The 22,810-nt window shown below is 72.6% G+C and carries 22 protein-coding genes; 18 read left to right on the top strand and 4 right to left on the bottom strand.

Annotation, left to right across the window (positions count from 1 at the left end):
* The first annotated feature begins 9 nt into the window (after window positions 1–9).
* The 9 genes from rsmD to mutM all read left to right on the top strand — a co-directional run bounded on the left by rsmD (window position 10) and on the right by mutM (window position 6,480).
* Complete coding sequence (gene rsmD, locus ACQPZ4_RS07395) at window positions 10–588, top strand: 16S rRNA (guanine(966)-N(2))-methyltransferase RsmD (RefSeq protein WP_433057389.1); 579 nt, start codon at window positions 10–12, stop codon at window positions 586–588.
* 46 nt (window positions 589–634) lie between these two features.
* Window positions 635–1,126, top strand: a complete 492-nt coding sequence (gene coaD, locus ACQPZ4_RS07400) for a pantetheine-phosphate adenylyltransferase (RefSeq protein ID WP_433057390.1) — start codon at window positions 635–637, stop codon at window positions 1,124–1,126.
* 104 nt (window positions 1,127–1,230) lie between these two features.
* On the top strand, window positions 1,231–1,731 hold the full coding sequence (locus ACQPZ4_RS07405) for a hypothetical protein (protein WP_344611398.1): 501 nt from the start codon (window positions 1,231–1,233) through the stop codon (window positions 1,729–1,731).
* 90 nt (window positions 1,732–1,821) lie between these two features.
* Complete coding sequence (locus ACQPZ4_RS07410) at window positions 1,822–2,388, top strand: YceD family protein (RefSeq protein WP_433057391.1); 567 nt, start codon at window positions 1,822–1,824, stop codon at window positions 2,386–2,388.
* Window positions 2,389–2,393: 5 nt separating this feature from the next.
* Entirely contained in the window at window positions 2,394–2,567 is a 174-nt protein-coding gene (rpmF, locus tag ACQPZ4_RS07415; protein WP_259861936.1) for a 50S ribosomal protein L32, read from the top strand.
* Between the two features lie 49 nt (window positions 2,568–2,616).
* On the top strand, window positions 2,617–3,627 hold the full coding sequence (locus ACQPZ4_RS07420) for a phosphate acyltransferase PlsX (RefSeq protein ID WP_433066342.1): 1,011 nt from the start codon (window positions 2,617–2,619) through the stop codon (window positions 3,625–3,627).
* 50 nt (window positions 3,628–3,677) lie between these two features.
* Window positions 3,678–4,481: a ribonuclease III gene (rnc, locus tag ACQPZ4_RS07425; protein WP_433066345.1), complete on the top strand. Its 804-nt coding sequence runs from the start codon at window positions 3,678–3,680 to the stop codon at window positions 4,479–4,481.
* A complete protein-coding gene (locus ACQPZ4_RS07430) occupies window positions 4,465–5,619 on the top strand; it encodes a mannosyltransferase family protein (RefSeq protein WP_433057392.1) in 1,155 nt (384 codons plus the stop codon). The genes rnc and ACQPZ4_RS07430 overlap by 17 nt, the downstream gene beginning before the upstream one ends.
* A gap of 9 nt (window positions 5,620–5,628) precedes the next feature.
* The gene (mutM, locus tag ACQPZ4_RS07435; protein WP_433057393.1) at window positions 5,629–6,480 is read left to right on the top strand and encodes a bifunctional DNA-formamidopyrimidine glycosylase/DNA-(apurinic or apyrimidinic site) lyase; all 852 of its coding nucleotides are present in this window, start codon (window positions 5,629–5,631) and stop codon (window positions 6,478–6,480) included.
* An 82-nt stretch (window positions 6,481–6,562) separates the two neighbouring features.
* Here the strand turns inward: mutM and ACQPZ4_RS07440 are convergent, their stop codons facing one another.
* A complete protein-coding gene (locus ACQPZ4_RS07440) occupies window positions 6,563–7,330 on the bottom strand; it encodes a spherulation-specific family 4 protein (RefSeq protein WP_433057394.1) in 768 nt (255 codons plus the stop codon).
* A gap of 26 nt (window positions 7,331–7,356) precedes the next feature.
* Window positions 7,357–7,992 carry a CAP domain-containing protein gene (locus tag ACQPZ4_RS07445; RefSeq protein WP_433057395.1) on the bottom strand — a complete coding sequence of 212 codons (636 nt, stop codon included), beginning with the start codon at window positions 7,990–7,992 and terminating at the stop codon, window positions 7,357–7,359.
* A gap of 299 nt (window positions 7,993–8,291) precedes the next feature.
* Between ACQPZ4_RS07445 and ACQPZ4_RS07450 the strand changes: the two genes are divergently transcribed.
* From ACQPZ4_RS07450 to ACQPZ4_RS07460, 3 genes are all read left to right on the top strand, one after another.
* A complete protein-coding gene (locus ACQPZ4_RS07450; RefSeq protein ID WP_426510601.1) occupies window positions 8,292–8,486 on the top strand; it encodes a hypothetical protein in 195 nt (64 codons plus the stop codon).
* Between the two features lie 241 nt (window positions 8,487–8,727).
* The gene (smc, locus tag ACQPZ4_RS07455) at window positions 8,728–12,300 is read left to right on the top strand and encodes a chromosome segregation protein SMC (RefSeq protein ID WP_433057396.1); all 3,573 of its coding nucleotides are present in this window, start codon (window positions 8,728–8,730) and stop codon (window positions 12,298–12,300) included.
* Window positions 12,297–12,917 (top strand): HAD family hydrolase, encoded by a 621-nt coding sequence (locus tag ACQPZ4_RS07460; protein WP_433057397.1) that lies wholly within the window; start codon window positions 12,297–12,299, stop codon window positions 12,915–12,917. The genes smc and ACQPZ4_RS07460 overlap by 4 nt, the downstream gene beginning before the upstream one ends.
* A gap of 18 nt (window positions 12,918–12,935) precedes the next feature.
* Here ACQPZ4_RS07460 and ACQPZ4_RS07465 read toward each other — a convergent pair whose 3' ends face one another.
* Window positions 12,936–13,418, bottom strand: coding sequence for a glutathione peroxidase (locus ACQPZ4_RS07465; RefSeq protein ID WP_433057398.1), 483 nt, complete (start codon window positions 13,416–13,418; stop codon window positions 12,936–12,938).
* Window positions 13,419–14,014: 596 nt separating this feature from the next.
* On the opposite strand from ACQPZ4_RS07465, the gene ACQPZ4_RS07470 reads away from it, so the two are divergent.
* Complete coding sequence (locus ACQPZ4_RS07470; protein WP_433057399.1) at window positions 14,015–14,449, top strand: NUDIX hydrolase; 435 nt, start codon at window positions 14,015–14,017, stop codon at window positions 14,447–14,449.
* A 256-nt stretch (window positions 14,450–14,705) separates the two neighbouring features.
* Here the strand turns inward: ACQPZ4_RS07470 and ACQPZ4_RS07475 are convergent, their stop codons facing one another.
* The gene (locus ACQPZ4_RS07475; RefSeq protein ID WP_433057400.1) at window positions 14,706–16,364 is read right to left on the bottom strand and encodes an alkaline phosphatase D family protein; all 1,659 of its coding nucleotides are present in this window, start codon (window positions 16,362–16,364) and stop codon (window positions 14,706–14,708) included.
* 119 nt (window positions 16,365–16,483) lie between these two features.
* Between ACQPZ4_RS07475 and ftsY the strand changes: the two genes are divergently transcribed.
* From ftsY to ACQPZ4_RS07500, 5 genes are all read left to right on the top strand, one after another.
* Window positions 16,484–17,677, top strand: coding sequence for a signal recognition particle-docking protein FtsY (gene ftsY / locus ACQPZ4_RS07480; protein WP_433057401.1), 1,194 nt, complete (start codon window positions 16,484–16,486; stop codon window positions 17,675–17,677).
* A gap of 105 nt (window positions 17,678–17,782) precedes the next feature.
* Window positions 17,783–18,571, top strand: coding sequence for a phosphotransferase (locus ACQPZ4_RS07485; protein ID WP_433057402.1), 789 nt, complete (start codon window positions 17,783–17,785; stop codon window positions 18,569–18,571).
* 174 nt (window positions 18,572–18,745) lie between these two features.
* Window positions 18,746–20,134 carry an ammonium transporter gene (locus ACQPZ4_RS07490; protein ID WP_433057403.1) on the top strand — a complete coding sequence of 463 codons (1,389 nt, stop codon included), beginning with the start codon at window positions 18,746–18,748 and terminating at the stop codon, window positions 20,132–20,134.
* A 27-nt stretch (window positions 20,135–20,161) separates the two neighbouring features.
* Window positions 20,162–20,500 (top strand): P-II family nitrogen regulator, encoded by a 339-nt coding sequence (locus ACQPZ4_RS07495; protein WP_190249674.1) that lies wholly within the window; start codon window positions 20,162–20,164, stop codon window positions 20,498–20,500.
* A 19-nt stretch (window positions 20,501–20,519) separates the two neighbouring features.
* Window positions 20,520–22,781, top strand: a complete 2,262-nt coding sequence (locus tag ACQPZ4_RS07500) for a [protein-PII] uridylyltransferase (protein ID WP_433057404.1) — start codon at window positions 20,520–20,522, stop codon at window positions 22,779–22,781.
* The last annotated feature ends 29 nt before the right edge of the window (window positions 22,782–22,810 follow it).

The following is a 22,810-nucleotide window of genomic DNA, read 5'->3' on the forward strand; positions in this document are numbered from 1 at the left end:
TGTGGACGCGTGACGCGGATCGTGGCCGGGGCGCTCGGCGGGCGCCGGCTGACCGTACCGGCCGGACAGGGCACGCGGCCCACGTCGGACCGGGTGCGCGAGGCACTGTTCAGCAGCCTCGACAACCTCCTGGACCTGGCCGGATCGCGGTTCGCCGACCTCTACGCGGGCTCGGGCGCGGTCGGGCTGGAGGCCTGCTCCCGCGGCGCCGCCCACGTGCTGCTGGCCGAGGCCGACGCCAAGGCGGCGCGCGTCATCCGCGGCAACATCGCGACGCTCGGCGTGGCCGCGCGGGTGCGGCTCGTCACCGACAAGGTCGAGCGGCTGCTCGCGGGGGAGCCGGACGAGGGGTACGACGCGGTGTTCATCGACCCGCCGTACGCGGTGACCGACGAGCGCGTCCGCGCGGTGCTGGAGGCGCTGGCCGGGCGCTGGCTGGCCCCGGATGCCGTCGTGGTGGTCGAGCGGTCGAGCCGGGGATCCGCCCTGGCCTGGCCGGGCGGGCTGAGCGCGGTCGCCGAGCGGCGCTACGGGGAGACCTCACTGTGGTACGCCCGACGCGATCAGGATGGCTCGCGCACGGCTTAAGCGATCCTTTGGTACGGTCCCCGCTCATGAGGCTTGGGCTGGTGCAATGAGGCGCGCGGTCTGTCCGGGTTCGTTCGATCCGGTCACCAACGGGCACCTGGACATCGTGGGTCGGGCATCGCAGATGTTCGATGAGGTCGTCGTCGCGGTGTTGATCAATCAGAGCAAGGCGGGGCTGTTCTCGGTCGACGAGCGGCTGGAGATGCTCGCGACGGTCAGCGCGCCGTACGCCAACGTCCGGGTCGACGCGTTCCAGGGGCTCCTGGTCGACTTCTGCCACTCGAACGACATCAGCGCGATCGTCAAGGGCGTGCGGGTGGCCGGCGACTTCGACTACGAGCTGCAGATGGCGCAGATGAACTACGGGCTCGGCGGCATCGAGACGCTGTTCATGCCGACCAACCCGAAATATTCGTTCGTCTCGTCGAGTCTCATCAAAGAGGTCGCGAAGTGGGGCGGCGACGTTTCCCCACATGTACCCGATCTCGTGGCAAATCGGCTGCGGGAGCGGTTCGCCAGCCTGCCGAAGGCTGTCTGAGACCGCGAAAGTCAGAGCAACACCCGAGTGGCGATGGAGCGGCTTCGGGGTCCGGGCCGCATGATGGTTACGTCGTTCGACGTTGTGAACAGGAGTGACCGCAGGTGGATCCGCTCGAGAGCATCGACCAGATCATTGCGCTGGTCGAGGGTGCGCGGTCGGCGCCGATGTCGCGGAGCAACTTCGTGTTCGACCGTGCCGACATGATCAATCTGCTCGACCAGCTGCGGGCCGACCTTCCCGGCGAGCTGCGGCGCGCGAGCGCCCTGCTCGACGAGCGGGACAAGATCGTCGACGCCGGCCGGCGCGAGGCGGAGCGGATCATCGCCGAGGCCGAGGCCGAGCACACGCGGCTGGTGTCGATCAACGAGATAGTGGTCTCGGCCGAGCACGAGGCGTCGCGGATGATCAACGAGGCCCGCGCGGAGACCCAGCGGCTGCGCGACGAGGTCGACGACTACGTCGACACGGCGCTGGCCAACTTCGAGCAGTTCCTGACCCGGTCCCTGGCCTCGATCGAGCGCGGGCGCGACAAGATGCACGCGTTGCGGGAGATCGGCTCGTTCACCCCGTCCGGTGAGGACGACCGGCCGCTGCCGTTCTGACGGGCGCGGTACCGTTGGAGCCGATTCGACGGAAGATCTGCCGCTCGGGTACCCTAGTCCGTCGGCCCTACCTGGCCGGAGTCTGAGAAGATGCCACACCAACCGCAGCACCCGCACCTGGATCCCCGGTCGCCGCTGGTCCTCGAGACGAGAGACCTTCCCCGCCGACCGGGCGCTCTGCATGCGGTACACCGGAAGGTGCCGGCGCCCAAGGACCTCGGCCTGGAGCTGATCGGCGTGCCCCAAGGCGCCGAGCTCGACCTCCAGCTGCGGATGGAGTCGGTGTCCGAAGGCGTTCTCGTCTCCGGCACCGTCACCGGACCACTGGTGGGAGAGTGCGGGCGCTGCCTACGCCCGGTCAGCGACACGCTGGACGTCCCGCTCCAAGAGTTCTATGCCTACGAGCACAGCACGACGGACGAGACGACCGACGAGGACGAGGTTGGACGGCTGCAGGGCGACCTGATCGACCTGGAGCCGGCACTGCGGGACGCGGTGGTGCTCTCCCTGGCCGCCAACCCCGTGTGCCGTGAAGATTGTCCGGGTCTGTGCCCCGAGTGCGGGACACCGATCGACGAACTGCCCGAGGGCCACACCCACGAGCAGATCGACCCGCGCTGGGCTGCCCTGTCCCAGATCAAGACGTCAGAGGAGTAGGACCAGTGGCTGTTCCCAAGCGGAAGATGTCGCGCAGCAACACCCGGTCGCGCCGGAGCCAGTGGAAAGCCGTCGCGGTTTCCACCCAGCCGTGCCCGCAGTGCCGCTCGCCCAAGCTGCCTCACGCGGCGTGCTCGGTCTGCGGCACGTACAACGGCCGCCAGGTCATCGAGGTCTGACAACCGGATCCGGGTGACGCGATCCGACCGATCGCCGCACGGCGGGGAGATCCCGTCCGGCGTCGCGCGGATCGCCGTCGACCTCCTCGGCGGGGACGGGGCTCCCGCCGTCGTGGTTGACGGCGCTCTGCGCGCATGCAGCGCCGATCCAGACCTCAATCTTCTCCTCGTAGGGCCGCGCGACGCGGCCGACGAGGTCATCGGCGCGCTCCCGGTCAGTGACCGTGGGCGCGTCGGCGTCATCGTCGTCGACGACGCGATCGCCATGGCCGACTCCCCGCTGCGCAACATCCGGCGGTCCACGTCGGTGCGCGCGGCCGCGGAATCGGTCTATGCCGGCCGCGCGGACGCGATGGTCTCCGCGGGCTCCAGCGGCGCCGCCGTCGCCGCGTCCGCGCACGTCCTCGGCCGCCTCCGAGGTGTGCGCCGCCCCGGGCTGGCCGCGCAGCTGCCCACCGCGCACGGGCCGGTGCTGCTGGTCGACGTCGGGGTGACCCTCGACGCGACCATGCTGGAGCTCGTCCAGCACGCCGTGCTCGGCACCGCCTACGCCTCGGTGGCCCTCGGCATCGCGCGCCCGCGCGTTGGGCTGCTGTCCATCGGCAGCGAGCCGGGCAAGGGCGACCGGCTGCGCCGGGCGGTCTCGATCGCGCTGTCGGACGTCCCGCTGCCCGCGGGCGGGCGCTACGTCGGGCTCGTGGAAGGGTTCGACGTGCCGCGCGGAGGCCCCGCCGACATCGTCGTGACCGATGGATTCACCGGAAACGTCCTGCTCAAGGGCCTCGAGGGCGCCATGAGCACGGCCCGGCCGAGCACCGGCGCGCCCGGGCCGGCCGGACAGTACGAGGCCGCGGCCGTCCTGCTCGGCGTGGCCGGCGACGTCGTGGTCTGTCACGGCTCGGCCGGCGGCGCGGAGATCGCCGACGGCATCGCCCTCGCCGCACGTCTTCACCGCGACCGCATCACCCCGGCGGTCGCGGGTCTCGCTGATGATCTGCTGGCCGAACTCTCCTCGGCCGGCGGGCTCACCATCCGTGACGCACTGGGAGAGCGCTCGTGAAGAACCAGAACAGCCTCGAGGCCGCGTTCGGCGTCGATTTCGACCCGGAGATGCTCAGGCGGGCACTGACCCACCGCTCGTACGCGTACGAGAACGGCGGCCTGCCCACCAATGAGCGGCTCGAGTTCCTCGGTGACGCGGTGCTGGGCGTGGTGATCACCACCGCCCTGTTCCAGAACCACCCCAAGCTCGCCGAGGGGCAACTGGCCAAGCTGCGCGCCAGCGTCGTGAACATGCGCGCCCTCGCGGACGTCGCGCGCCGGCTCGGACCCGGCGGCATCGGCCCGTTCCTGCTGCTCGGACGCGGCGAGGAGGCGACGGGCGGCCGCGACAAGGCCAGCATCCTCGCCGACACGCTGGAGGCGCTGATCGGCGCCATCTACCTGCAGTACGGGCTGGACATGACGGCCCAGGTGATCCACAAGCTGTTCGACAGCCTGATGGCCGAGGCCGCGATGCGCGGCGCCGGCCTGGACTGGAAGACCAGCCTGCAGGAGCTGACCGCCGGGCGCGGGCTGGGGGTGCCTGAGTACCGCATCGACGAGGAGGGCCCCGACCACGCCAAGCGGTTCACCGCCTGGGTGATCGTCGCCGGCAAGCGCTACGGCGGCTCGCAGGGCGGCAGCAAGAAGGAGGCCGAGCAGCGCGCGGCCGAGGCGGCCTGGCGCGAGCTGTCCGGCGTCCAGCCCGAGTCGGCGGCGTACGTGACCGAGGCCGACAATGACGCGATCCCCGGCAACGACGGCGGGCACTCCAGAAGATCCGGCAAGAGCGCGCGACGTAGCGCGGAGACCACCGACACCGACATCGCCGAGGAACCGCCATCCGATGACGACGATGACGCGCGCCAATGAGATCACCCAGCGCGCCCGCACCACGCTGATCGCATTCCCGCTGGGCATCTACGCGCTGAGCCGGCTCGTACAACTGGCGCTGTTGTGGTGGATGTCGCCCGACGACAAGATCCGCGACCGGCTGCTCGCCTGGGACGGCGGGCATTTCGTCCGCGTCGCGGAGGAGGACTACCCGGCCGGCTACACCTACGACGGCGAGGGGCACCTGACCGGCAACGGGCTGGCGTTCTTCCCCGGCTACCCGATGACGGTGCGCCTGGTGCACCTCGTGACCCGCCTCGACTACGGCACCGCGGCGATCACCGTCTCGTGGCTGGCGGGCGCGGTCGCGGCGGTGCTGCTGTGCGCGCTGGGCACCCGGCTCTACGACGAGCGGGTCGGCCTGTCGCTCACCGCGCTGTTCTGCCTGCAGCCGATGTCGATGGCGCTGTCCATGGGGTACTCGGAGGCGCTGTTCACCGCGCTGGTCGTCGGCATGCTGCTGTTCGCGCACCGCGGCGACTGGCTGCTCGCCGGCGCGTTCGGGCTCGCCGCCGGGCTGACCCGTCCGACGGGCGCGGCCGCGGCGATCGCGCTCGCGGTGGCGGCGGGGATGGCGATCTATCGGGATCGTAAGAGCACGGAAAGTACACCCGCGGGGATCTGGAAACCGATCCTGGGCGCCGCTGTGGCCCTCGCCGGGGTGCCGGCCTATCTGCTGTGGGTCGGGCTGCGCGTGGGCGATCTGGGCGCGTGGTTCGACATCCAGACGGCGGGCTGGGGAACGACGTTCGACTATGGCTCCTCGACGCTGTCGTTCCTGCACGACGCGTTCAAGGCGGGCGACGGCTGGATCCAGGTCAGCATCGCGTGGATGCTCGTCGGGGTCGTGATCCTGGCCGTGCTCGCGGTGGTGCGCCGCGTCTGGCCTCCGTTGACCGTGTACGGCCTGATCGTGCTGGTCCTCGTGCTCGGCCAGGCCGGGTACTTCCACTCCAAGCCGCGCCTGCTCGTGCCCGCGCTGCTGATCCTGGTGCCGCCGGCCATCGCGCTCGGTCGCGCGCGGCCGCGCACGGCGGCGCTAGTCTTGGCGGCCTGCGGCGTGTTCGGGCTGTGGTACGGCTCGTACCTGATCACCGTGTGGCACTACGCGATCTAGAGGAATTCCATGCCTGAGCTGCCCGAGGTCGAGACCGTCCGGCGCGGCCTGGACAAGTGGGTGTCCGGCCGGCGCATCGCCACCGTCGAGGTGCTGCACCCGCGCGCGGTGCGCCGCCACGTCGCGGGCGCCGAGCACTTCGCGGGCATCCTCGCGGGCCGGCGCGTGGGCGCGGTGATGCGCCGCGGCAAGTACCTCTGGCTTCCCCTGGACGACGAGGACGCCCTGATCGGGCACCTCGGCATGTCCGGGCAGCTGCTCATGCAGCCCGTGGACGCCGCGGCGGAGCTCCACCTGCGGGTGCGGCTGACGTTCGACGACGACGGGCCGGAGCTGCGCTTCGTCGATCAGCGCACGTTCGGCGGCCTCAGCGTCTCGCTCGGGGGCGCCGTACTGCCGGGCGAGCTCGCGCACATCGCGCTGGACCCGGTCGACCCGCTGTTCGTCGACGACGTGTTCGTGGACCGGCTGCGCAAGCGGCGCACCGAGGTCAAGCGGGCGCTGCTGGACCAGACGCTGATCTCCGGCGTCGGCAACATCTATGCGGACGAGGCGCTGTGGCGGGCCCGGCTGCACGGCGTGCGGGACACGTCGCAGCTGTCCCGCCCGGTGGCGCGGCGGCTGCTCGGGCACGTCCGCGACGTGCTCAACGAGGCGATCGGGCAGGGCGGGACGAGCTTCGACGCGCTGTACGTGAACGTCAACGGCGAGAGCGGGTACTTCGAGCGCTCGCTGAACGCCTACGGCCGCGAGGGCCTGCCGTGCAACCGCTGCGGCAGCCCGATCCGCCGGGAGGCGTTCATGAACCGGTCGTCGTTCTCGTGCCCGAAGTGCCAGCCGCGGCCGCGCCTCGCGCGGTAGCGCGTCCTGCGCCCCGGTCTTCGCCTGTGTGGCGGTAGCGCGTTTACGCACCGGTCTTCGCCCGGGTGGCGGTCGCGCGTTCTCAGGCCCCGGTCTTCGCCCGGGTGGCCGTCGCCCCGTCGCGTACCACGCTGAGCGCGCGGTAGGGGCGCGGGCGCCGCGGCGCCGGGGTCGGGCGGTCCCGCTCGGCGCCGAGCTCGGCCAGGCCCGGCACGAGGCCGCACCAGGCGGGCAGGTCCGCGTACGGGTCGGGGGCGCCGAGGTCGGTGACGAGCCCGAAGCCGGCCCCGCGTGCGACCTGCAGCTGCGCGGCCTCGTCGAGCTCCCACGGCGGCACCGCGTGCACGAGGTGCCCGTCGCCCGGGTACGCGCCCTCGCCGGACCAGCGCCGGTACTCCCGCCAGCTGCCGTCGAAGGCGCACACGGGCAGGCCGAGGTCGCGGTACGCCCCGTCCGGCGGCTCGCCGGGGTTCAGAACGACGTCGGGCAGGTCGGCGCGGGCGGCGGACTGGGCGACAACCGCGACCGGGCCGATGGCGTACGGGCTCACGGGCGTGTGGTCGAGGAAGACGCCGCGCACCGGGTAGCCGCTCCAGCGGTACACGTCGGCGCGGATCTGCGCGACCGGGCGCGTGCCGTAGTCCATGTCGACGTAGCCGAGCAGCCGGACGCCGGCGTCGGCCAGGCGGCTCATGGCCGCGGTCCAGAGCGGATCGCGGCCGCTGCCGGGCCCGCCCGCGACGTCGACGACGACGGTGAACGCCGGACCGTGTCCCGCGACGATCTCCCATGCGTGTGGCCGGGCCAGCGGATGCGCCCGCAGTGGCAGGAGCGTCGGAACCCGGTCCACGACCGGACTAACGATGCTGGGCCCCCTCAAGCACGGCCCGTGTCCACGGTCCAGTACGGCGTGCGGCCGCGCATGGCGGCCCCGACGCCGATCGATGTGATGTCGCAGTCGAGCAGCGCATCCTTGGCGTCGTCGTCGCGCATCCAGTGCTTCACGACGTCACCCGCGTCGCCGCCCTTGGCGGTCAGCTCGTCCGCGAAACCGCCGCTGAAGCCGGCCGCGGAGATGCGGTCCTGGGGGCTGCTGCCGTCAGTGCCCTTGGTGCCGGTGAAGTCGCGGGCCGCCATGTCGGCCGCGTGCCCGCGCGCGGCCGCGCGCAGCTTGCCCTCGACCTTGAGCGCCTCGCAGCGCTTCTTGCGCCGCTCGCTGTTGATCAGCTGGACGACGCGGTCCTCGTAGCTCGCGTTGAAGTTCGCCGCGACGAGCGTGGTCTGGGCCGTCGTGGGGGTGGCCGCGGGCTCCTCGGTGGCCGGGGGAGCACTGGACGGGGCCGGCTGGGGCTCGGCGGCCGACTGGACCGCGGCGGGAGCGGCGGCCGGGCTGTCGTCTCCGCCGCCGGTGAGGCCGGGGATGATTATGGCGCCGAAGCCGAACACGATCAGTACACCGGTGACTACAGCGGCGATACCGAGGGGGCCGAGTCTCGCGGTGAGACCCGTCATCGCACGCTCCCCGGTCCCGTCTGCCCCAGTTTTCCCGGCCATGACGCTACTTTGCGGTGGCGCCACGGGGCAACTGGTGGCACACTGCCACGATCGGCGCGGCGTGATGATCACGCACCCGGGTGAGTGAGAACACCCTGGCCAGGACGTTTGGCGTGCCTCTGCGCTTGACTAAGTCGCGCCCCGGAAGGAACATAGAGGGGTCGCCAGTCGCGCCCAATTATGCCCTTGTGCTTCGGTCGCGGGTGCTGGGCGCGCGTTTGCCGGAGTCGACCGGCTGCGCTTAACAAGGAGACGATATGGCTAAGGCCCTCTACGGCCACGTAGGCAGCGCGCCCGACCGGCGCCTTGTCGACGAGGTCACCCAACTGCGCGCCAAGGTTCGGGCGCTCGAGTTCGAGGTTGTTCGGCTCCGCGCCGAGAACGACCGGCTCGCCGCTGCGGCTTCGGAGACGGATCACCTGGTCCGGCTCGCCGAGCCGGCGATGGCCTGAAGATTTCAGGTCACCGCAGCCAGCGCAGAACTGCACAGTAAACCCGCGCGCCGACATCCTCTGGGTCTCGGCGCGCAGTCATGTAACGACCCGGTCGTCCGGTTGGTTGCGCAAGGGACGTAAGCGGCCCAAGTGGGCGGTGTGCCCACGACACGCGCATTATGGTGTGCGGGACTGCAGGGGAGCGTAGTGTCCCGGCGGTAGCCTGCCCGGTAACACACCTCGACCACCGTGGAGATCCGTGCACCTCAAGACCCTGACGGCCAAGGGCTTCAAGTCCTTCGCGTCGACCACCACGCTGAAGCTCGAGCCGGGCATCACCTGCGTCGTCGGGCCCAACGGCTCCGGCAAGTCCAACGTGGTCGACGCCATCGCCTGGGTGCTCGGTGAGCAGGGCGCGAAGGCACTGCGCGGCGGCAAGATGGAAGACGTCATCTTCGCCGGTACCGCCAACCGGGCCCCACTGGGACGCGCCGAGGTCACCCTCACGATCGACAACAACGACGGTGCGCTGCCCATCGACTACACCGAGGTGTCGATCACCCGCCGGATGTTCCGGTCGGGCGAGAGCGAGTACGAGATCAACGGTAACTCGTGCCGGCTGCTCGACATCCAGGAACTGCTCTCCGACTCCGGCATCGGCCGCGAGATGCACGTGATCGTCGGCCAGAACCGCCTCGACGGCGTCCTGCACGCCCGGCCCGAGGACCGCCGCGCCTTCATCGAGGAGGCCGCCGGCGTCCTCAAGCACCGCAAGCGCAAAGAGAAGGCCATCCGCAAGCTCGAGGCGATGGCGGTCAACCTCAACCGCCTCGGCGACCTGACCACCGAGCTGCGCCGCCAGCTCAAGCCGCTCGGACGCCAGGCCGAGGTGGCCCGGCGCGCCGCCGGCATCCAGGCCGACCTGCGCGACGCCCGGCTGCGGCTGCTCGCCGACGACCTGCACACGCTGCGCGAGACCCTCGACCGCGAGATCGCCGACGAGACGGCCCTGCGCGCGCGGCGCGAGGAGGTCGAGGCCGAGGTCGAGGCGATCAACGAGCGGCTCGCCGCCCTCGAGGCCGAGCACGCCGCCGACGCCCCCGTGCTGGCCGAGGCGCAGGACACCTGGTACCAGCTGTCGACCCTCCAGGAGCGCTACCGCTCGCTGCACCAGCTGGCCGCCGAGCGCCACCGCAACCTCTCCGCCGCCCCCGTCGACGAGCGGCCCGGGCGCGACCCCGACCAGCTCACGGCCGAGGCCGACAAGGTCCGCGAGCAGGAGGAGGAGCTGCGCGCCGCGCTGGAGGCCAGCCAGGAGCGCCTCGCCGAGGCCGTCGAGCGCCGCCAGGACCTCGAACGCCGCCTCGCCTTCGCCGAGAAGGCCATCGTCGCGGCCCACAAGGCCATCGCCGACCGCCGCGAGGGCCTGGCCAAGCTCACCGGCCAGGTCGAGTCCGCGCGGTCGCGGGCCAACGCCGCCGGCGACGAGATCGAACGGCTCGCCGTCCAGCTCGCCGAGGCGGAGGCGCGCGCGGAAGCGGCCCAGGGCCTCTGGGACGAGGCGAGCGCCGGTGCGACCGTCGCCGACCACACCAACGCCGACCTGGAGATGCGCCACCAGGAGGCGACCCGCGAGCTCGACACGATCAACAACGAGGTGCGCACCCACAACGACGCCGAGCGCGCCGCCGAGAAGGACGCCGCGCAGTGGAAGGCCCGCGAGGAGGCGCTCGCGATGGGCCTGCGCCGCAAGGACGGCGCCGGCACCCTGCTGGCCCGCTCCGACCGCGTTCCCGGCCTGCTCGGCAGCGTCGCCGCCCTGCTCTCCGTCGAGGCCGGCCACGAGGCCGCGCTCGCCGCCGCGCTGGGCTCCCTCGCCGACGCCGTGGCCGTCTCCGGCGTCGAGGGCGCCGTCGCCGCCGTGGAGATGCTCAAGCAGGACGACGCCGGCCGCGCCGCGCTGCTCATCGGCTCCGCGCCGATGCTCGACGCCCCGCCGGTGGAGCGGGTGCCGCTGCCCCCGGGCGCGTCGTGGGCCATGGACCTCGTGCGCGCCCCCGACGAGCTGCGCCCCGCCCTGGAGCGCGCCGTCGGCGACGTCGTCTTCGCCCCCGACCTCGCGACCGCGCGCCGCATCGTGTCCTACGCGCCCGCGCTGCGCGCCGTCACCCCCGAGGGTGACGTCATCGGCGCCTACGCCGCGGCCGGCGGCTCGGGCAAGCAGCACAGCTTCATCGAGGTCCAGGCGGCCGTCGAGGAGGCCCGCCAGCAGAAGGTCGACGCCGAGCACCGCGTCGCCGAGGCGCGGGAGCTGCTGGGCCTGGCCCGCGGCGCCGCGACGGCGGCCAAGCAGATCGTCGCCGAGACCGCCGCGGCCAAGAAGGAGGCCGACAGCGTCCGCAACGCGGCCGCACGCCGCCTCGCCGAGCTGGGCGCGGCCGCGAAGTCGGCGCGGGCCGAGGTCGAGCGGCACGCCGCGGCCAAGGCGAAGGCGGAGGCGGCCCGCGACTCCGGCCGCGCCAGCCTCGCCGAGCTCGAGGAGCGGCTGGTCCTGGCCCAGGACACCCCGATCGACGACGACCCCTCCACCCAGGAGCGCGACGACCTCGCCGGCGAGGTGCCGGTCGCGCGGCAGCAGGAGATGGAGGTGCGGCTGGCCGTGCGCACCGCGGAGGAGCGCGTCGGCGCCCTCGCCGGACGCGCGGACGCGCTGCTGCGCCAGGCCGCCGCCGAACGGGCCGCGCGGGAGCGCGCCGCCGCCCGCAAGGCCACCCGCGCCCGCGGGGCCCGCATCGCCGAGGCCGTCGCCGAGGGCGCCGCGTTCGCCCTGGAGCGCCTCGGTGAGTCGATCGCCGAGGCCCAGGAGACCCGCGACACCCTCGCCGCCACGCGCGCCGAGCGCGAGTCCGCCCTCACCGAGGTGCGCGGCCGCGCGAAGCACTTCACCACCGAGCTCGACAAGCTCACCAACGCCGTGCACCGCGACGAGGTCGCCCGGGCCGAGCAGCGCATGCGCATCGAGCAGCTGGAGGCCCGCTCGGCCGAGGAGTTCGGCCTCGACGCCGACACCCTCGTCGCCGAGTACGGGCCGCACCTGCCGGTCCCGCCGACCGCGCCCGAGCTCGCCGCGGCCGAGGCCGACGGGCGGCCCGCACCCGAGCCGGTGCCCTTCGACCGCGCGACCCAGGAGAAGCGCTCCGCCAAGGCCGAGCGCGAGCTGAACCTGCTGGGCAAGGTCAACCCGCTGGCGCTCGAGGAGTTCGCGGCGATGGAGGAGCGCTACAAGTTCCTCTCCGACCAGCTCGAGGACCTCAAGGCGACCCGCCGCGACCTGCTCACCGTGGTCAAGGACGTCGACGACCGCATCCTCGAGGTGTTCACCAGCGCCTACCACGACACCGCGCGGGAGTTCGAGCAGGTCTTCTCGGTGCTCTTCCCGGGCGGCGAGGGCCGCCTCGTGCTCACCGACCCTGAGGACATGCTCACCACCGGCATCGAGGTCGAGGCGCGGCCGCCCGGCAAGAAGATCAAGCGGCTGTCGCTGCTGTCCGGCGGCGAGCGCTCGCTGACCGCGGTGGCGCTGCTCTGCGCGATCTTCCGCGCCCGCCCCTCGCCGTTCTACATCATGGACGAGGTCGAGGCCGCGCTGGACGACGTCAACCTGGGCCGCCTCATCACCCTCTTCGAGCAGTTGCGCGAGCGCAGCCAGCTGATCATCATCACCCACCAGAAGCGCACGATGGAGGTCGCCGACGCCCTCTACGGCGTCACCATGCGCTCCGGCGTGACCGAGGTCATCTCCCAGCGCCTGCGGACGGAAGAGGCAGCGTGATCCAACGGCCCACGGCCCTGTTGATCGACTTCGACGGGGTCCTGCGCACGTTCGACCCCTCGACAAACGCCAAGATCGAGCAACGGTACGGCCTGGAGCCCGGCACGGTCCTCGCGACGGCCCTGCAGTGGGATCGCCTGCTGCCGGCCATCACGGGGCGCCAGACGCGCGCTGAGTGGCTGGCGACCGTCGCCGCAGACCTCGCCGACCAGGTCGGCGGTCCCGAGCGGGCCGCGGAGCTCATGGCCGAGTGGGAGGTCTATCCGGGCGTCATCGATCCGGTTGTACTCGCCTTCGTCCGCGACGCGCGCGCCGCCGGCCTGCCCGTGTGCCTGGCCACGAACTCGACGATCGAGTTCCGCGACGTCCTCGCGACGTTCGGCCTGACCGACGAGTTCGACGCGGTCGCGCTCTCGGCGGAGCTGGGCGTGCACAAGCCCGCCAAGGAGTACTTCCAGGCGGCGTGCGCCCTGATCGAGACCCCGCCCGCGCGCTGCCTGATGGTGGACGACACCGACCGGATGATCCGCGGCGCCCGCGCGGCGGGGCTGACCGCGTACCGCTACACGCCCGGCGACGATCTCTCGTACCCTCGCCGGGCGCTGGGTCTTTCGTAGCGGCCGTTCGCGAGGCTTTTAGAGGTTGGCTTCCACGGCCTGCACGACCTCGGCGGCCTTCGGCTCGGTGCGCGGCCCGAACCGGTTCGCGACCGTGCCGTCGGCGCTGACGAGGAACTTCTCGAAGTTCCAGCGGATGTCGCCGGTGTGCCCCTCGGCGTCCGGTACCGGCGTGAGCAGGTCGTACAGCGGGTGCCGGCCCTCGCCGTTGACCTCGACCTTCTCGGTCATCGGGAACGTCACACCGTAGGTGGTGCTGCAGAACTCGGCGATCTCCTCGGAGGTGCCCGGCTCCTGCCCGGCGAACTGGTTGCAGGGCACGCCGAGGACCGAGAAGCCGCGGCCCTCGTACTCCTTGTGCAGCGCCTCGAGATCGGCGTACTGCGGGGTCAGGCCGCAGCGGGACGCAACGTTGACCACGAGGACGGGCCGGCCGCGGAACTGGCCGAGATCGAGCGGCTTCCCCTGCAGGTCAGCGATTTCGACGTCGTAAAAGCTCATGGCATTGATCGTATGCCGCAGCTGGGTGACCGCGACTCCGCCGGTGCGCCCACGCCCCCACGCCTGCGCCCCCCGCGCCCTCGCCCCGTGCCCGCGCCCCCGCGCCCTCGCCCCGTGCCCGCGCCCTCCGCCCACGCCCCCGCGCCTGCGCCCCCGCGCCCTCGCCCACGCGCGCCCGCCCACGCGCCCGCGCCCCCGCGCCCTGTGCCCGCGCCCCGTGCCCGCGCCCACGCCCTGTGCCCGCGCCCCGAGCCCCGCGCCCTCCGCCCGCGCCCCGCGCCCCGTGCCCCGTGCCCCGTGCCCACGATCGCGCGCCCGTGCATGACCGTGCGCTCGCGCCTCCGCGTGCCCTCGGCCCCGTTGCGCGCCCGCCCCAGCGCGGCCGCGCCCGTCGTGCGCCGGCGCCCACGCGTGACCCGTGCGGTCCGTCGTGCGCCGGCACGTCACCGTGCCCGTGTGGTCCGTCGTGCGCCGCGCCCGCGCGTCTGCCCGGATCGGTGCGCGCGCCCTCGCGCGGTCGCGGCCCGTCGGGGGCGTCCGCGTCCGCGCCGTGCGCCCAGTCGGAGCGTGCGCCTCCGCGCGGCCTAGGGTGAGGCGTGACCGGTCACCAACTCGCCGTGGGCGCCGTGCTGCGCCGGGGCAAGGACGTCCTGCTGATCAGCGATCCCCCGGACTGGGCGCTCCCGGGCGGTGCCGTGGAGGCGGGCGAGCCCCTGCTGGGCAAGGTCGGCAAGGAGGCGGGCTACGCCTCCGTGCTGGCCGAGCGCCTCGTCTGGGTGGCGCGCTACCCCGCGGGAGGCATCGAGTACGAGATGCTGGGCTTCGAGGTGACCGGCGTGGGCCCGCACGACGGCTCGGGCGCGTGGGTGCCGATCGAGGAGGCCGTCGAGCGCCTCAGCCAGATGTGGTTCGCCCCGATCCGCGAGCCGGCTGTGGCCTTTCTCACCGGCCGCGCGCGGGTGGCCACCCTGTGGACCTGGACCGATCTCAACGAGCCGCCGGTGACCCACCCGCACGTCGCGCTCCGCTAAACGTCGCGCTCACCTGAACGTCGCGCTCACCTGAACGCTGCACTCAACCGAGCAGCAGCACGCCGCGCTCACCCGAACGCCGCGCTCACGTGAACGCCGCACTCAGCTGAGCAGCAGCACGCCGAGATCAGCTGGACGTCGCGCTCACGTGAACGCCACACTCAGCCGAGCAGCGGCACACCGAGATCAGCTGAGCGTCGCGCCCGGCTGAGCGTCCCGCCCAGCTAAGCGTCGCGCGCAGCGAGGGCGACCGCGCTCAACTGAGCTGCAGCGAAGCGACCTCGCCCAGCGTCTTGTCCGGCCGCGTCCCCTCGATCCGCACGTGCGCCGAGCGGCCCTCGAGCAGCAGCTGCCCGACCGCGTTGCCGAAATACGGCCCGGCCGTCTTGCGCCACCGCACGACCGGCTTGCGCAGCCCCAGCGACCGCGCGAGGGAGCGCATCATCTTGGCCGCCGGCGGGTTCCAGCCGAACTTCATCGCCGGCCGGACGAGTTTCGGCATGTCGTTGTGCACGGGGGAGCACGTCAGCTGGTGGACCTCGCTCACCGCCTCCGGCCCGAGGTCGGCGCGCGCGGCGTAGGAGTGGTGAACATCACCCGACAGGACGTTGATCGTGGCGGGGGCCGGCGAGACGCCGCCCTGCCCGGCCGCGATCTGGGTGAGCAGCGCGCTCAGCGCGTCGAAGGACCGCCCGAAGGCGGCCCAGTGCTCGAGGTCCACGGCCTGGCGCAGCTTCTCGCCGAAGCGGCCCACCCAGCCCCGCGGCGACTCCGCGAGGCGCTCGGTCGCGGCCTCCAGGTGATGGATGGCGGGCGGCAGCAGCCACGGCAGCGAGGAGCCGATCAGCAGGTGGTCGTAGTCGCCCGGCAGCTGCTTGGCGAACCAGGCCCACTCGCTGTCGGGCAGCATCGCGCGCTTGCCCTGCTCGAGCTCGCGGGCGGCGCGGTTGTCCACCATCACCAGGCGGGTGCGGTCGATGTCGACGGTGTAGCTCCAGCGGTACGCCTGCGCGCGGTCGCGGTCGGCGCGGGTGCCGAAGTCGTCCAGGAGCTCAGTCGCGTCGCCGGCCGAGCTCACGGCCGCGTAGATCGGGCACTCGGCCAGAGCGCTCGGGGCCAGGTTGCCCATGTGCTGGTACACCCAGTACGACGCGAGCCCGGCCTGGATGCGCTGCGGCCACCAGCTCAGCGTGTCCATCTGCTCACGCCAGCGCTGCGAGGTGTTCCAGTCGTCGATGATCTCGTGGTCGTCGAAGATCATCACGCTCGGCACGGTGGAGAGCAGCCAGCGGATCTCCGGGTCGCCCCACGAGTCCAGGTACAGCTTCGTGTACTCGTGGAAGTCCACCACCTGCGTCGTCGGCGCGTCCGCGCGGCGCTGCTTGCGGCGCCGCTTGAGCCAGCGCTGGATCTTCTCCGGCGTCTCGTCGGCGTAGACCTGGTCGCCGAGCAGGATCATGAGGTCGGGCCACTGGGTCGGCGCGTCCGCGCGGATGGAGGCCACCAGCCGGTCCGCGTAGGCGTCCAGCGCGTCCGGGGGATACCGGGTGACGCTGAGCGGGCTCGCCTCGCGGCACGAGCCGAACAGCAGCCGCACGGGTGCGCCCGCGCGCCGGGTGCGGATCGCCGGGGCCGGGAACGGGTCGTCCGGGCGCGGCCAGACCTCGGCGCCGTCGATCCGGACCCGGTACGGCGTGACGGCGTCCTCGGGCAGCCCCGTGACCACGACCAGGGCGTAGTGGTGCCCGTGCACGGTGAACGTGCGGGCCGCCCCGCCCGCGGGCGCGGCGTCGACCTCGACCGTGCCCGGCTGCGCCGTCTCGACCCAGATCGTGGCCCGGTCGCCCTCGACGCGCCGCAGGACGGGGCCGAGCACCAGGGGGCCGCGGTCGTGGTCGAGTTCGGTTTCCGACATGGCGATGCGACCTCCGGGGGCGGGTCGAGGGGTGGCGGGTTGCTTCCCGAATGATCCTGCCCGGCCCGTCTCGGCGCCACTGCAGGCCGTCGGGCGCAACGTCTGGGAGTATTCCTGCCATGGAGTCGTACATCGTCTTCGGCCTGGTGCTGCTCGTTGTGGTGATCGGGGCCACACTTGCGCTGATCGCGCCCCGTTTCCGCAAGCCTCCGACGCTCCCGCCGACCCGGCCGGAGGTCAAGCCGGAGGAGAAGCCCCAGCCGCCGGCGGTGACCGAGGCGCCCGCGCCCGTCGCGGAGGCGCCCCCGGCCCCGGTCGTGGAGGCGCCGCCCGTGGAGCGGCCGGCCCCGCCGGTCGAAAAGAAGCCGGAGCTGGAGACCCCCGAGCCGACGGCCGGCCGCCTCGTCCGCCTCCGCGCGCGCCTGAGCCGCTCGCAGAACGTGTTCGGCAAGGGCCTGCTCGCCCTGCTCTCCCGTGACAAGCTCGACGACGACACCTGGGACGAGGTCGAGGAGACGCTGATCGGCGCCGACGTGGGGGTACAGGCGACAACCGAGATCGTCGAAAAACTGCGCGAGCGCGCACGCATCCACGGCACCGCCAGCGCCGCCGATCTGCGCGGCATGCTTGCCGACGAGCTCGTCTCGGCCCTGCAGCCGGACCTGGACCGCTCCCTGGCGGCCACCCAGCGTGACGGCCGCCCCGCGGTGCTGCTCGTGGTCGGCGTCAACGGCGCCGGCAAGACCACGACCTGCGGCAAGATCGCCCGGGTGCTGGTCGCCGACGGGCACACGGTGGTCCTCGGCGCCGCCGACACCTTCCGCGCGGCCGCGGCCGAGCAGCTGGCCACGTGGGCCGGGCGGGTCGGCGCCGACGTCGTGCGGGGCCCCGAAGGAGCGGATCCCGCCTCGGTGGCGTTCGACGCGGTCAAACGGGGTATTGACGCGGGTGTGGACACGGTGCTCATCGACACGGCGGGCCGGCTGCAGAACAAGGTCGGCCTGATGGACGAGCTCGGCAAGGTCAAGCGGGTCGTGGAGAAGCACGGCCCGGTCGACGAGACGCTGCTCATCCTCGACGCCACCACCGGCCAGAACGGACTCGAGCAGGCGCGGGTGTTCACCGAGGTGGTGGACGTCACCGGCGTCGTGCTCACCAAGCTCGACGGCACCGCGAAGGGCGGCATCGTCATCGCGGTCCAGCGCAAACTGGGCATTCCGGTCAAGCTCGTCGGCCTCGGCGAGGGCCCGGATGACCTTGCTCCGTTCGATGCCCGACAGTTCGTCGACGCCCTCGTTGGCGCGGACGCGTAACCTCGGACGGTACCTTGGGACGGTAAGGCCCGGCCGCGCGATCTGAGCGGCCGGGAAGCGGTACAGCAAGGCTCCCCCCGGTCGGGTCAGCGAAGGACGACAGACGTGACGCAGCAGGAGATCCCGCTCCACGGTGGGAACACCTCCGTCGTGGTGCGCTCGGGCGACACCGTGCGCCGCAACGCGGGCCCGTGGACGCCGGCGGTGCACGCGCTGCTGCGCCACCTGGAGTACGTCGGCTTCACCGGCGCACCGCGCGCGTTCGGCATCGACGAGCGCGGGCGCGAGGTGCTGCAGTACCTCGAGGGGGAGTGCGGCGAATACCCCCTGGCCCCGCACTGGGTGACCGACGAGGCGATGGTCACCGTGGCGACCATGCTGCGGATGTTCCACGACGCCCAGGCGGGCTTCCGGCCGGCACCGAACGCCGTCTGGCGCTCGTTCGGCCCCCCGCCGCCGGACACCGAGGTCATCTGCCACCACGACGCGGCGCCGCACAACGTCATCTGGCGCCCGGACGGCACGCTGTCGCTGATCGACTTCGACCTGGCCTCGCCCGGGGCGCGGATCTACGACGTCGCGTACGCCGCGTGGACGTGGGTGCCGCTGTTCTCCGACCGCGACTCCTACACGCTGGGCTGGAAGCGGCCGAACCGCCCGCGCCGCCTGCGCATGTTCGCCGACGCCTACGGGCTGACCCCGCGCGACCGGCACCGCCTCGTGCGCGTCATCCGCAAGCGCATCGTCGACCACATCGAGGGCATCCGGCGGATGGCGGCCGCGGGCGACCCCGCATTCGTCCGCATCGTGCACAAGGGCCACCTCCGCCGGCCCGTGCGTGACCTGCGGCTCATCGACTACGAGCGGCACACGCTGGAGTACGCTCTTCGATAGGAAGTTTTCAATGTGTGAGCGCTTCTTCACACGCTGGAAACATGACGTGACGCGGTAGAAACCGCGCAGCGCCGGTGCGCGAAACCTGAGCCCGCCAAGCTCTCGCGCAACCGGCTGGAGGGCAACGCTGCCTCGAAGGTCGGGAGGGAGGATCTCGACTACTAGGAGGCCAGCGTGCCTGAAGCGACTATCGACACCGGCAACACCGCATGGTTGCTCGTGTCGACCGCTCTTGTGCTGCTCATGACGCCGGCTCTGGCACTGTTTTACGGTGGCCTGAACCGTTCCAAGGGCGTCCTCAACATGATGATGATGAGCTTCTCGACGATCGGGCTCGTCAGCGTCCTCTGGTTGTTCTACGGCTTCAGCGCCGCGTTCGGCACCGACTCGGCCGGCGGCCTCTTCGGTGACCTCGGCCAGTACTTCGGCAGCAAGACCTACCTCGATCAGATGTGGGGCGCCACCACCGACAACCCGAGCGGCATCGGCATCCCGACGTACGTCTTCATGGTCTTCCAGATGACGTTCGCCGTGATCACCGTCGCCCTCATCAGCGGCGCGATCTCCGACCGCGCCAAGTTCGGCGGCTGGCTGCTGTTCGCGTTCGGCTGGGCCACCCTGGTGTACTTCCCGGTCGCCCACAACGTGTGGGGCGGCGGCTGGATCTTCCAGCACCTGCACCCGCTCGACTTCGCCGGTGGTACCGCCGTGCACATCAACGCCGGTGCGGCCGCGCTCGGCATCGCCCTGGTCCTCGGCAAGCGCGTCGGCTGGCCGCGGGAGAGCATGAAGCCGCACAACGTGCCCTTCGTCGCGATCGGCGCCGGTCTGCTGTGGTTCGGCTGGTTCGGCTTCAACGCCGGCTCCGAGCTGACCGTCGACGGCGTCACCGGCCTCGCGTTCGTCAACACCCAGGTCGCCACCGCCGCCGCCGTCCTCGGCTGGGTCATCGTCGAGTGGATCCGCGACCGCAAGCCCACCCTCGTCGGCGCGTCCTCGGGCGCGGTCGCGGGCCTCGTCGCCATCACCCCCGCCTGTGGCTTCATCGACTCGTGGGCTGCGGTTCTGCTCGGCCTCGTCGCCGGCCTCGCGTGCGCCCTCGCGGTCAGCCTGAAGTACCGCTTCGGCTTCGACGACTCGCTCGACGTGGTCGGCGTCCACTTCGTCGGCGGGTGGATCGGCTCCCTGTGGCTCGGCTTCTTCGCCAACGACAAGCTCAACTCGGCCATCAGCGGCGCCCTCGGCGCCAAGAGCGGCCTGTTCATGGGCGGCGGCGCGGGCCAGCTGGGCTCCCAGGCGGCCGCGAGCGCTATTGTCACGGTCTACTCGTTCGCCATCGCCTTCGCGCTCGCCTTCATCATCGAGAAGACGGTCGGCTTCCGGGTCAGCACCGAGGCCGAGGTCGAGGGCATCGACATCGCGGAGCACGCGGAGAGCGCCTACGACCTCACCCCGGGGACCGGCAGCAGCGGCGCTGGCGCGTTCGCCCTCGCGGGTGTTGGCACAAGCAAGACCCCTGCGCCGGCGGCGGAAGCCCCGGCGTCGGAAAAGGTAGCCGGATAGCGTCGAGGGATGTCGGAGGGAATGGGCATGAAGCTGGTGACCGCGGTCATCAAGCCGTATCAGCTCGACGCGGTGAAGGAGGCGCTCCACGCGCTCGGCGTGGCGGGCCTCACCGTGAGCGAGGTTCAGGGCTACGGCCGTCAGAAGGGCCACACCGAGGTGTACCGCGGTGCGGAGTACACGGTGGAGTTCGTCCCCAAGATCCGGGTCGAGATCGTCACCGACGAGCTGGACTTCGAGAAGGTCGTGGACGCCATCGTGACCGCCGCCCGCACCGGCAAGATCGGTGACGGCAAGGTGTGGGTCACCTCGGTCGACGAGGTGGTTCGCGTCCGCACCGGCGAGCGCGGGCTCGACGCCCTCTAAGCCGCCTGAATTCAGTCAGATGACGCAACCGTCGGCGCCCGCTCCGGTCCTCTCGTCCGGGGCGGGCGCCGACGCGCGTGCCGAGCGCTCGGAAGCGATCGACGAGTGGCTCAAAAAGATCTTTTCAAGTGCCGGCGGTGGTACCACCAGTGCTGCCCTGGTCGCGGTGGGCGGGCTCGGGCGCCGGGAATGTGCCCCGCGCAGCGATCTCGACCTGGTGCTGCTGCACCCGGGCGGCCCCGGTGACGAGGCCGCGGCCGACGAGCTGGGCAGCCGCATCTGGTACGAGGTGTGGGACGCCAAGTTCGCGCTCGACCACTCCACCCGCAGCCCCGGCCAGGCCCTCGACGTCGCCCGTCAGGACCTCAAGGTGGCCCTCGGCCTGCTCGACGCCCGCCTCGTGGCCGGCAACGCCGAGCTCCTCGCCGCCCTGCACGCCGACGCCGTCGCCCAGTGGCGCCGCGAGGCCCGCCACCTGCTCCCGGCGCTGCGTACGCTCACCCAGGACCGCTGGAAGGCCCACGGCGAGCTCGCCTTCCTCCTCGAGGGCGACGTCAAGGAGTCCCGCGGCGGCCTGCGCGACTTCGGCGTCCTGCGCGGCATCGGCTTCGCGGGCGTCGCCGACGGCCCCCGCCCCGCCGTGCGCGGGGCCCACCGCACCCTGCTCGACGTGCGCGACGCGCTGCACGCGGTGCGCGGACGCCGCGTCGACCGCCTCCTCGCCCAGGACCGCGACGAGGTCGCCGAGCTGCTCGACCTCGGCGACCGCGACGAGGTGCTGCGGCGCATCGCCGAGTCCGCGCGCACCATCGCGTACGCCAGCGACGACGCCTGGCGCGCCGTCGAGCGCTGGGCCGCCCCGACCACGCGCGGCCACAGCGACCGCCGCCCCCTCGCCCGCGACGTGGTCGAGCAGCGCGGCGAGGTCGTCCTGGCCCGCGCGGCCGTGACCCCGCGCCCGGACCCGTCGCTGCCCCTGCGCGTCGCCGCGGCCGCCGCCCGGGCCGACCTGCCCATCTCGCACGCCACCCTGGAGTGGCTCGGCGGGTTCACCGGCCCGATGCCGCACCCGTGGCCCGCCCCCGCGCGCGACGCGCTGCTCACCCTGCTGGGCAGCGGCCCGGCGATGATCGCGGTGTGGGAGGCCTGCGACCGGTACGGCCTGGTGGTCAACTGGCTGCCCGAGTGGGCGCGGGTGCGCAGCCTGCCGCAGCACAACCCGGTCCACCTGTTCACCGTCGACCGCCACCTGGTCGAGACCGCCCGCCAGGCCGCGCGCCTCACCCGCGACGTCGACCGGCCCGACCTGCTCGTGCTCTGCGGCCTGCTGCACGACATCGGCAAGGGGCTCCCGGGCGACCACAGCATCGTCGGCGCCCCGATCGCGGCCGCGGCCGCCGCCCGCCTCGGCCTCAGCGACGCGGACGTGGCCCAGGTCGAGAAGGTGGTACGCCTGCACCTGCTCGTCCCCGACACCGCGACCCGCCGCGACCTGTCCGACCCGCAGACGATCGCCACGGTCGCCGGCGCGGTCGGGGACGCCTCGACGCTCTCGCTGCTGCACGCCCTGGCCCGCGCGGACGCGGCCGCGACCGGGCCGGCCGCCTGGTCGGACTGGAAGGGCCGGCTCATCGCCGAGCTGGTCCGCCACGTGGAGCGCGCCCTGGACACCGGCGTGGTGGCGGCCCCGCCGTCCCCGGCCGCGGCGCTCGCGGTGCCGGCCAGGCTCCCGGCGGTACTGCTGGACACCGACTCCGTCTCCGTGACCGCGCCCGACCGGCGGGGCCTGCTGGCGGCCGTGGCCGGCTGCCTCTCCCTGCACCGGCTCGACGTCGTGACGGCCGACACGGTCACGGTGGACGGGCTCGCGCGGATGGTGTGCGCCGTCCAGCCCCGCTACGGCGGGGAGATCGACCACGACGCCGTCGTCGCCGACCTGCGCCGAGCGGTGACCGGGGACCTGCCGGTGGCCGAACGCCTGGCGGCGCGGGAGCGCTCGACCCGCAGGTCCGGCACGGTGACCGCGCCGCCGCGCGTGGTGTGGCAGCCGCCGACCGCGGCCACCGACGCGACGGTCCTGGAACTGCGCGCGACCGACACCGCCGGCCTGCTGTTCCGGGTGGCCAGCGCGCTGGAGGACGCGGGCGCGGACGTGCGCTCGACGCGCATCTCGACGCTCGGTGGCGAGGTGGTGGACGCGTTCTACCTGGCCGGCGAGTGGGACGGGGACGCCCGCGCGGGCGTGGAGGCGGCCGTCCTGCGGGCCGCGACCCCCGCCTGACCACGCTTTCCTCCGTTTTGCACGGTTTC

This window comes from Dactylosporangium sp. CS-033363 (genome assembly GCF_050942475.1).
Classification (GTDB): domain Bacteria; phylum Actinomycetota; class Actinomycetes; order Mycobacteriales; family Micromonosporaceae; genus Dactylosporangium.